Origin of the sequence: Kitasatospora sp. NPDC047058 (genome assembly GCF_040643935.1) — a bacterium.
Classification (GTDB): Bacteria; Actinomycetota; Actinomycetes; order Streptomycetales; family Streptomycetaceae; genus Kitasatospora.
Map to the genome: position 1 here is coordinate 1 of NZ_JBEYVJ010000286.1, position 9,437 is coordinate 9,437.

General features: G+C 69.0%; 10 protein-coding genes. 3 read left to right on the forward strand and 7 right to left on the reverse strand.

All coding sequences use genetic code 11. The features are described from left to right. Positions 1-131: 131 nt before the first annotated feature. Both ABZ885_RS29910 and ABZ885_RS29915 read right to left on the reverse strand, forming a co-directional pair. Positions 132-725 (reverse strand): AAA family ATPase, encoded by a 594-nt coding sequence (locus tag ABZ885_RS29910; RefSeq protein ID WP_360195274.1) that lies wholly within the window; start codon positions 723-725, stop codon positions 132-134. Continuing rightward, the gene (locus tag ABZ885_RS29915; protein ID WP_360195277.1) at positions 722-1,162 is read right to left on the reverse strand and encodes an NUDIX domain-containing protein; all 441 of its coding nucleotides are present in this window, start codon (positions 1,160-1,162) and stop codon (positions 722-724) included. The genes ABZ885_RS29910 and ABZ885_RS29915 overlap by 4 nt, the downstream gene beginning before the upstream one ends. Positions 1,163-1,882: 720 nt before the next feature. On the opposite strand from ABZ885_RS29915, the gene ABZ885_RS29920 reads away from it, so the two are divergent. Both ABZ885_RS29920 and serS read left to right on the forward strand, forming a co-directional pair. Then, on the forward strand, positions 1,883-2,098 hold the full coding sequence (locus ABZ885_RS29920; protein WP_360195280.1) for a hypothetical protein: 216 nt from the start codon (positions 1,883-1,885) through the stop codon (positions 2,096-2,098). Between the two features lie 478 nt (positions 2,099-2,576). Continuing rightward, positions 2,577-3,863: a serine--tRNA ligase gene (serS, locus tag ABZ885_RS29925; protein WP_360195283.1), complete on the forward strand. Its 1,287-nt coding sequence runs from the start codon at positions 2,577-2,579 to the stop codon at positions 3,861-3,863. Between the two features lie 236 nt (positions 3,864-4,099). On the opposite strand, the gene ABZ885_RS29930 is transcribed toward serS, so the two are convergent. From ABZ885_RS29930 to ABZ885_RS29945, 4 genes are all read right to left on the reverse strand, one after another. Beyond that, positions 4,100-4,570: an SMI1/KNR4 family protein gene (locus ABZ885_RS29930; RefSeq protein ID WP_360195285.1), complete on the reverse strand. Its 471-nt coding sequence runs from the start codon at positions 4,568-4,570 to the stop codon at positions 4,100-4,102. 122 nt (positions 4,571-4,692) lie between these two features. After that, positions 4,693-5,421, reverse strand: coding sequence for an SDR family oxidoreductase (locus ABZ885_RS29935; protein ID WP_360195288.1), 729 nt, complete (start codon positions 5,419-5,421; stop codon positions 4,693-4,695). 560 nt (positions 5,422-5,981) lie between these two features. Then, the gene (locus ABZ885_RS29940) at positions 5,982-6,314 is read right to left on the reverse strand and encodes a hypothetical protein (RefSeq protein ID WP_360195290.1); all 333 of its coding nucleotides are present in this window, start codon (positions 6,312-6,314) and stop codon (positions 5,982-5,984) included. 86 nt (positions 6,315-6,400) lie between these two features. Further along, positions 6,401-7,531 (reverse strand): helix-turn-helix domain-containing protein, encoded by a 1,131-nt coding sequence (locus ABZ885_RS29945; protein WP_360195293.1) that lies wholly within the window; start codon positions 7,529-7,531, stop codon positions 6,401-6,403. A 176-nt stretch (positions 7,532-7,707) separates the two neighbouring features. Between ABZ885_RS29945 and ABZ885_RS29950 the strand changes: the two genes are divergently transcribed. Further along, entirely contained in the window at positions 7,708-8,202 is a 495-nt protein-coding gene (locus tag ABZ885_RS29950) for a C40 family peptidase (RefSeq protein ID WP_360195296.1), read from the forward strand. Positions 8,203-8,504: 302 nt separating this feature from the next. Here ABZ885_RS29950 and ABZ885_RS29955 read toward each other — a convergent pair. After that, positions 8,505-9,437 (reverse strand): non-reducing end alpha-L-arabinofuranosidase family hydrolase (locus ABZ885_RS29955; protein WP_360195299.1); only part of this gene is annotated, 933 nt, incomplete at its 5' end.

A 9,437-nucleotide genomic window follows, 5' to 3' on the forward strand; every position in this document is an offset into this window, starting at 1 on the left:
CCAACGTGGACGAGGAACAGATCCTGACGGCCCGGGAGATCCTCGGCCCCGGCCTGGTCTCGTGCATCAAGGGGGCTCCTGGTTGAAGGGGGAGGGGCAGTAGCGTGGACGCGAAGGTCGGGCGACTGCTTCTAGGTGTCGCGCGGGGGCAACTCCGAGAGCGCGGTCTCGCGCATGATGCGGTCGACCGTGTCGCGGAGGGTGCTGTCGCTGCCGACGACGGTCTCGACGCCGCCGGGAAGGACGTCGCGCTCGCGGTACCAGTCGCGCAGTTCCCGCTCGGTGACGGCAGCCAGGTGCGCGTGATCGGCCTTCGAGGCATGCCGGACCAGCGTCTCGTCGAACGGGATGTCGAGGTAGTAGCAACGGGTGACGCCGCGATGGTCGCCCACCAGGCGTCGGAGCATCCCGCCGTAGCGATCGGCGTACAGGATGCCTTCGATGACGACGTGGTAGCCGGCGTTCAGTGCGTACCGTGCCACGGTGTCGATCAGGCCGATGTTCGCGCCGCCGGGCCGGTCCCGCTCGCGCAGCACGATGCGGCGGAGGTTGTCCTGCGCGACCACGGCCAGGCCCCGCCCGAACCGGTCCCGGATGCCCGCCGCCACCGACGACTTGCCCGACGCCGAGTTTCCCCGGACGATCACGAGCCGGGTCTCCACGCTCCCTGCGGACGCCCAGGCGGCCGGGAGCCCCGGGAGTTCCGGGTGGCTCGTGGCGCTCATGCCGGCCACCCGACGACGGACAGCGGGCGGCCGGCGATGATCTGGGCGAGCGCGTCGGCGGTGTAGCCGACGATCGGCTCCGGAAGCCGGTCCAGCGGCCAGAAGCGGAGGGCGGCGCACTTGTCCGGTTCGCGGTTGGTGATCGTGCCGGTGTACGCGCGGGGGGCGAGGAACAGCTGGAGGCGTCCGGCACCGTCGTCGGCGTCGAGGCGGTGGAGGGTGTGCACCAGGTCGAGGTCCTCCTCCCGGACGGTGATGCCGAGTTCCTCGTCGGCCTCGCGGGCCATGCCGGCCAGGACGGACTCTCCCGCTTCGAGGTGGCCGGCCGGAGCGTGCCAGTGCCGGGCGGCGAAGGCGGTGTCGGCGCGCCGTCCGAGCAGCACCCGGCCGTTCTCGATCAGGACCAGGTGGACTCCCACAACCAGCGTGTGCGGCACGGGACGTCTCCTTCCAGGGGCTGAGGGAACCAGCGCGGGGAGTGCGGCCGGTTCAGGGCATGGCGGTGCGGCGATCAAACTGGTGATCGTTCGTCGTACGTGAGTGCATGGGCGGTTGTCCCACCGTAGGCGGCCCCGCGGGGCCGCGTCGGCGTGTCGCGACAGATGCCACACGATCCGGTGAATGGTCCCAACTCGTCATACTGGTAGGGCGGTTGCGGGTCGAACAGGGCAGTGTGCCACGGGGGACTGACAATCGGGCCGTGCTCTGCGGGAGGCGCGCGGTCCCGCCGCCACCAGGGCGGTGATCCGGTTTCGGAAGTGCTCGGTGTTGCGAGTGCCTTGGCCAGAGCGACCACCAGGGCGCGAACAGGGGGCGCCGAGCGCGGAGGACGTGTCTGCCGGGGGGAGTCCGCGCCGGGGTCGGATGGCTACCCGGCCCATATCGGTCGGTACCACCTGGTCATGGCCGCGCTACTTGCGCTGGTACGGCTGTTCATCCCGCTGCGGCTGCCCGTGACCGGGTCGCCGGCTTTGCGTGGTCGGTGGCCAGCCATGCCGTGCTGGCCCGGCGTTGGCCGATCAGGCTCTGAACACCTTGGCTCTGCTTGTCGCCGCACTCCTGATCACCCGCTTGTGATTCCGTGGGCGTGACATCAGGGCCCGTCTGAACCCCAAAACCCGTCGCGGCGCCAGCGGGGCGTCCGTAATGATCGGCTCATGCGAGTGAACCTCGACGGGGTCACCCCGGTGCCGCGAATGCTGCTGATCAGCGAGTTCCTGTTGAACTCCGACTTCCAGGTCGGGCTGGGCGAGCCGGTGCTCGTCGCAGCGGGTGACCGGCTCTCGTATGAAGAGGGCGACGTCGTAGTGACTCGTTCTACTGGCGAGCGATGCAGGCATTCGGCCCGCAACAGCTACTGGATCTGCCGCTGAAGAGGGCGTCCGCCATCGCGTATCGCTTCGCGCTGCGCTGATCGGCTTCGGCGGGCAGCCTCACCGGGGACCAACGCCATGGGGGCTGCCGAGCCGGCAAGACAGCGATCCGCACCCGGCGCGACGTCACTCAGGGTGATCTGCGCGACTCGGGCGGCGATTCTGCGTTGCCCGCGGCGCCCGGGCACCCTATCCTCTGGGCAACGCGCTGACGGAGACGAGTAGCCGCAGGGCACGCGAGCCGAGAGAGCTGTCGGCAGCTGGGAAGGCAGCCTCGCGTCCTGGGGTGAATCCCCTCCCGAGTGCGGGGAGGAACGGCCGGTTGCGGCCCAATGCCCCGCCGGTTCGCTCCCGTCATCGAGCTGTCGAGGCCGGCCACCTCCGGGTGACGGCGAAGGCGTGGTGGCACCGCGAGTCCCCTTCTCGCCCACGCCCCCAAGGGATCACGTCGCACGCCGACTGATCGATGGGACCCGAAATGCTGGACATCACCGTGATCCGCGAGCATCCCGAGCGCGTCGAGCGCGCGCTGGCGAAGCGAGCCGTTCACCTCGACCTCACCGCCTTCCTCGCCCTGGACGAGAAGTACCGGCACGGCATGACCGAGGTCGAGGCGCTACGCGCCGAGCGCAAGCGGATCTCTCGAGAGATCGCGCGGCTCGACCCGGCGGACCCGGCCGCCGTCGCCAAGCGCACCGAGGCAACCGAACTCGGTACCCACCTTGCCGCACTCGAGGAGCAGCTCGCAGCCCTGGGCAGCGAGCGCCAGACGTTCCTCGACCAGCTGCCCAACCTGCCCGACGAGGACGTGCCGGCCGGCGGCAAGGAGCAGAACCAGGTCGTCCGCGAGCACGGCACGCGTCCGGCCTTCGACTTCGAGCCGCACAACCACGTCGACCTGGCCCGCCGGCTCGGGCTGATCGACTACGAGCGCGGCGCCAAGCTCGGCGGCACCGGCAACTGGATCTACCGCGGCAACGGCGCGCTCCTCGAATGGGCGCTGCTCAACTTCTTCATCGAGACCCACGTCCAGGACGGCTACGAGCTGATCCTGCCGCCCCACCTGCTGACCTATCAGGCGGGCTACGTCGCAGGTCAGTTCCCCAAGTTCGCCGAGGACGTCTTCGCGTTCGAGCAGGGGCCGGCCGGGCCGCAGCGGTTCCTGCTGCCGACCTCGGAGACCGCCCTCGTCAACCTCCACCGCGACGAGCTCCTGCCGGAGGCCGAACTGCCGCGCAGGTACGTCGCCTACTCGCCCTGCTACCGGCGCGAGGCCGGCAGCTACCGCGCCGCCGACCGTGGGACCCTTCGCGGCCACCAGTTCAACAAGGTCGAGATGTTCCACTTCGCCCACCCCGACGCCTCCGACGTCGCCCACGAGGAACTCCTCACCAAGGCAGCCGACTTGGTCGAGGCACTGGGCCTGCACCACCGGATCACCCGACTGGCCGCCGAGGACACCAGCGCCTCGATGGCCAAGACCTTCGACGTCGAGGTCTGGCTGCCCAGCATCGACGGCTACGTCGAAGTGAGCTCGGTGTCGAACGCCCGGGACTACCAGGCGCGGCGCGGCAACATCCGCTACCGCCCTGCGGCCGGAAAGCCCGGCTACCTGCACACCCTCAACGGCTCCGGGCTGGCCACCAGCCGCCTGGTGCCGGCCCTGTTGGAACAGCACCAGCAGCCGGACGGCACCGTCGCAGTGCCGCCGGCGCTGCAGCGCTGGCTCGGCTGCGAGTTCTTGAACCCGGCAGAACCCAGGTAGTCGTACCGGCGGCAGGCCCGGAACGGCACATCCGGGCCTGCCGCGCAGGAGAAGCCGCTGCAGGGGCCGCCGCTACGGCGGTGGCGCCTGCAGGTACTGGAGACCGATCGCCGCCATTCCCCCTTGCGAATTGTCCCTCAGGCGTCTTGGGCCCGGCGATTCTCCGACGGGGCTGTTCGACCTGCCCTGAAGCCTCATCTGCCTCCGACGACTCCATGGGGCCTGCAGCGGTGCGTTCACATCGTGCCGGCTTGGGGCTTGCCGGTCGCCCACGCTCGATACCAGTCCCCGAAGGCCGGCCCAGGGGTCAGCCTGTCGTCCATCCCAAGGGTGTCGAACCAGACCTGACCGCTGGCGGCTCCGGTGACCACCAGTCGGACGAACGCGCCGCACCCCATGTCCGAGATGATCATTGAGCCTGGAACGAGCCCGTCCTGGTCGTAGTCGTCGTCGAGGTCGTCCGGGCCCACGGCCCGTGTGAACGGGAACGGCGTCGCAAGGTATCCAGGCCACCAGGCCTCGTCCCCGGGGCCGTACGACCGACTCAGTGCCCAAATGCCGTGGTGGGGACCGGGGCCGCCGTCGCCGACGGTTGTCAGGAACGCTCGGTAGTCCTCGGGGAGGGTCACCCCGTACTTGCGCTCAAAGGACCGAACCTCCACCTCGGAAAGCGTTCTCCTCGACTGGCCGCGAGGTGCCAGACTCATCCCCGCCCCTCAACTTTCCACCCGGCTCTGTCATCCGTGAGCATAGGGCTCACGCAACAGGCGGACAGAGGTCCCCGTCCGGGACGTCGGGGCCGCCTGGTGAGCCGACCGTGTGCCGGGGTCTACAGCTGCTCGAAGTGGAAGGAGCGGATGAAGCAGTCCCGCGGTTGGCCGATCGCGAAGAGGACGCAGTCGAGGACGGATTGGGCGGTCAGCGGGTCGTCCGCGGTCCGGGAGGCGTGGTCCCAGGTGGAGTGGAGCGGGTCGCCGTCCGTGAAGTCCGGCGGGTAGAGCGAGATGACGCGGATGCCCTCGGGGCGCAGCCGGTGAGAGAGGACGTCGGCGAATCCGGCCTGAGCGGCCTTGGCCGCGTAGAACGCAGGGTGTGCCTGAGACCGGTGGTTGCGGGCTTCCGCCGCTGAGGAGACCAGGTTGACCACGTCTGCGCCTTCGGAAGCGCGCAGCAGGGGCAGGAAGTGCTTGACCGTCAACAGGGTGCCGGTGGCTCCGGAAGCGACGGTGTCCGCGATCGCTGCGTCGTCGGCGTCCCACAGGTCAGGGCCCGTCAGGTACCGGGCACCATTGTTGACCAGCACGTCCACCTGGGCGGCGTGAGTGGCGACTCCCTCCGCGAAGCCACGTATGGTGGCCGCGTCGGCCAGATCACAGGCGAACGCATCCACTTGCGCACCGCTGTCGGCCGCCACCTCGTCGGCGACCTTTTGCGCGGCAGCCAGCGTGCGAGCGGAAACGAACGCGCGCGCGCCCATCCGGCCCGCGCGCAACGCAAACGCCCTCCCGAAGCCGCGCCCGGCCCCGGTGACCACCACGGTCTTCCCGGTGAGATCCATGCGTGCACCCTCCGTCGTCCTGCTCCTGTTGATCACCGTGAGCGTAACGGTGGCTTCGATAGGGGCGGTACTCGCGTGTGCCCGACCGTCCGGACCCGTCTCAAGAGCACCAGGACGCACGCACCTGACCGACGGTTGCCTGGTCCAAGCCGGCCTGGCCTGGACTGCTTGCTCCAGTAGGGCCGCCGAGGCGCATTCAAGGGCAGTAGCGACCGGAGCCTTCGAGGTGAGCTGGGGCAGTTCGAGTGTTCCTCCGGAATCAGTCCAGCCAGACGACGATCGCATCGCCGTCCTGGGGTGAAAGTGACGGCGATAGTGTTGCCCGGGTCGGCGATGGCGGTCTTGGGCCAGCCGTCCAGGTCGGCAAACCGGGGTACGGCGGGGTGGAGTTCACGCCGGGGGGTGCGACGAGAAGGAACAGGGCGTGCGTGAACGGCCGCCAAGCGCCGGCAGGGCGTTCGGCGGCCGTGCCGGGGACGAAACCGCTGCTGCGGTGACTGGCCCCGGTGTCTCCGGACTGGGCGAGGCTTTGGGCCAGTCACCCGGTCAGCGGTCGTGCGTCAGGAGGCGAGCCCGGTGATCACCTGGACGGTCGCGTTGGTGTCGCACCAGACTGTCGAGGTCCCCCCGCTCTCCACTCGGTTTCCGTAGTGGGTGTAGTTGCCGTATCCCGGCTTGAAGCAGACGGCCCTTGCCACGAACGCGCCACCGGTGCACCTGATGGACCCACCCGCGTTCCACTGGGTCGAGAAGTACTGCGGCGCGTCACACCTCAGCGCCGACACGGACGCGGGTGCGGGCGCGGGTGCGGCCGCGGCCACCCCACTGATGCCGAGACCCACGGCCATCGCGAGTGCCGTGGCCGTGGTGGTGCTTCGAAGTGCCAGTTTCAACGGATTGCCTCTCCACGAGGGGTGATGCCCGAGCCGATGCCGTTCACGAGCCGGGTGACACATGGCGCTTCCCTTGGGCCCGGTGGTCAGTTGGCGGCTGGGGCGGGGCCTTCATCGTGTCGTCGTCCCGATTGATCAGCTTGTGGGCGCGTGCGCAGTGGGTTGTGATCCCGTGCAGATCGAAGGCGGTTTGCCTCGGCGCGGTACTCACGCGGAGTCATTCCGTAGGCGGCCTTGAATGCCCGGCTGAACTCGGCCGGCAGGAGCAGCCCCCAGCGGGCTGCCAGGACGGCGATCGGCTGGTCACGCAATCCGGGGTCGGCGAGGTCGGCCCGGCAGCGTTCCAGGCGCAGGCGCCGGATCGCCGCTGCGACTGTGGCCGGTTCTTGCCGGAACAGGGAGTGGAGGGACCGCAGGGACATGTGGTGATGGGCGGCGATGGTTGCCGGCCGGAGTTCGGGGTCACCGAGGTGGCGGTTGATGAAGGCGTTGATCTGTGTGCGCAGCACTGTGGTGCGGGCTTCGAGCGGTACGAGCTCTGTCCGGTCGAGTCGGTCGGCGACGAAGCAGGCGAGGAGGTCGGCGGTGATGTTGCCCAGGCGGTGGACTTCCGCCGGCCCGAGCCCGGAGGCACGGGCGACGAGCGCGTCCAGGTGCTGGCGCAGCAGGGAACCGCTCACCCCGCCAGGGGCGAGTCGGTGTGCGAGGAGGCGGTCGGCCTGCGCTGATGGCAGGGAGAAGGCGTTTCTTTGGATGCGGAGTATAGTTACTTCAGCCCTCGCATAATCATCCTGAACGTCGGCTTCCATGGGGTGGGACGTGTCGAGGAGGACCATGTCGTCCGTGTCGATGAATCCATTGCTGCGTTTTTGGGTGACCCCCATATCTCCGCGGCGTACCCATCCCAAATGGTAGCTTTCGGGATCGATGTGTCGTATATGCCGCGCGGTACGCGCTGCCTGCAACGGGGGAAACGTGAAGTGCGCGACCTGTATCGGGCCGAGCTGGAGTGCTGACACCTCGCACGAAAAGTCCGCAGTGTAAGTGGATGACATCGTGACGGGGAAAATGTACTTCCGGACCTGATCGGAGTACCAGGCGAAACGGTCCGCTGCTTGTACGGACTCGCTCGATATGGTGATGAGCGGCCCGTGCTCGTCGGCGCGGTTCTCGCCGAGCGCCAAGCCGGAAGAGTCTTCAGAGTGCACCTTTGACACGCAATCATCGTGCGGAATCCTGACGGGGACTTGACAGAATGTTTCCAGCCAAAACGGTGTGAGATTTGGGCGGTCGAGCGTGCTCGGATGACCGGTGCGAGTGGCTGATCGATCTGCGGGTTCGCCGGACGGGCGCGGTGAGAACTGGTAAGTGTGAAGCCTCTTCCGTTGGTTGGGTGTTCCTCGGGCGCTTCCACGGCCCCGCCGACCTGCACATCACCGGGAGCGGCGCCGGGCTGGAAGCGCTGCGCCGGGCCGCCACCCAGCTCGGCGTGCCCTACAGCTACGGCGGCGGCAGTCCCGCCGGTCCCAGCACCGGCGCCTGCGGCGACGACAACGGCTTCTCGGAGGGCGGATGCGTAGCCGCCACAACGGTGGGGTGGGACTGCTCCGCCCTCGTGCAGTACGCCTACTGGCCCAGTCGGCAACTGCCGCGCACGGCCGCGGAACAGTACTCCGCCACCGCCCACCACCCGGTCCCCCGGGCCGACTTGCGCCCCGGCGACCTGCTCTTCTGGAGCCACGGTGGCGACAGCCGGATCTACCACGTCGCCGTCTATGCCGGCGACGGGCGGATGGTGACCGCCCCCAAGACCGGCGACGTCGTCAAGCTCGCTCCGGTCGCCTCCAGGCCGGACACCGACTTCGTCGGTGCGACGCGACCGTACTGAGATGACTGATGCGAAGGGTCAGCGGTCGTAGGCGGGCCGGAGCGCGCATGACGGGCCGGCCGGTGTGCTCGTTGCGCCGCTTCGCTCTGGTCGGGGCGAGGACGCGTTGTAGGACGCGGAATCGTCGGCCGCGATGCCACCCCGGGGCCGCCCCTGGCCTCGTCGCAGGATGCGGGCGGAGAACGCGCGGGGCCTCGCCACTCCCGATGCCGAAGTGGCGAGGCCAAGGAGCCGGGCTCCGACCGGCGGTCGGTTCTCACGGCTCGCGGTGGTGCGGCGGTGCTCGGTGCTGTGGCGGCGGATCAGCGCTGGCGGGTGAGGAGGCCCGGCCGCCAGGGCAGCTGGTCGTAGGTGCCGGTCGCGGTGGGGGACTTGCCCTGGTAGAGGAACTGCAGGTTGCAGGGGTCGACGGTCATGGTCTGGTCGGGGTTGGTGCGGACCAGGTCGCCGTGGCTGATGTCGTTGGTCCAGGTGGCGCCGCTGTTGGCCTTGCCGGCGAAGGGGTTGCTCTCGGTGGCGGCCTGCGGGGTCCAGGAGCCGTTCAGGCTGGAGGCCGTGAACGAGCGGAAGTAGCGCTGCTCGTTCGCACCACGAGCCTCGACGATCATGAGGTACTGGTTCTGGCCCTGGACCTTGTAGACCTGCGGTGCCTCGAAGAGGTTCTTCGCCGTGTCGGTCATGACCGTCGTGTAGGAGGAGCCGAAGCTGCCCGGGAAGTTCCCGATGGGCATGCTCGCGCGGTAGATGCTGCCGTTGTCACCGGCGAAGAACAGGTACATGTTCTGGTCGTCGGCGATCAGGGTCTGGTCGATCGGGCCGGTGCCGGAGCCCGGGATGCTGCCGGTGAACAGCGGCTGCGGCGCGGACCAGCCGTTGGGCTTGGTGGGGTCGCTCGACGTGCGGTAGACGAACGGCCACGCACCCCACTGGTACGCCAGCACCCAGATGTTCTTGGGCGCGAAGTAGAACAGCGTGGGCGCCACCGCGGCCTGGCTCATCCCGCTCTGGCCCGCCGAGGCCATCTCCGGCCAGTTGGTGAACGGGCTGAACATCATCGAGCCGTACGACGTCCCGTTCACGGTCGACGCGTAGACCACGTGCTTGCCGTTGACGACCACGTCGGTGAAGTCCTTCACCGAGGTCCAGCCGTTGGCCGGCTGCGCCAACGAGCCCGTTGACGACCACCGGTACGTCGACGGCAGGGCGCACGAGCCGCCCGGGGGCGCCGGCGTCGG

Excerpts from the sequence above, each read along its gene's own strand:
- ABZ885_RS29910 (WP_360195274.1), bottom strand. The coding sequence starts at position 725 with ATGAGCGCCACGAGCCACCCGGAACTCCCGGGGCTCCCGGCCGCCTGG.
- ABZ885_RS29920 (WP_360195280.1), top strand. The coding sequence starts at position 1,883 with ATGCGAGTGAACCTCGACGGGGTCACCCCGGTGCCGCGAATGCTGCTG.
- serS (WP_360195283.1), top strand. The coding sequence starts at position 2,577 with ATGCTGGACATCACCGTGATCCGCGAGCATCCCGAGCGCGTCGAGCGC.
- ABZ885_RS29930 (WP_360195285.1), bottom strand. The coding sequence starts at position 4,570 with ATGAGTCTGGCACCTCGCGGCCAGTCGAGGAGAACGCTTTCCGAGGTG.
- ABZ885_RS29935 (WP_360195288.1), bottom strand. The coding sequence starts at position 5,421 with ATGGATCTCACCGGGAAGACCGTGGTGGTCACCGGGGCCGGGCGCGGC.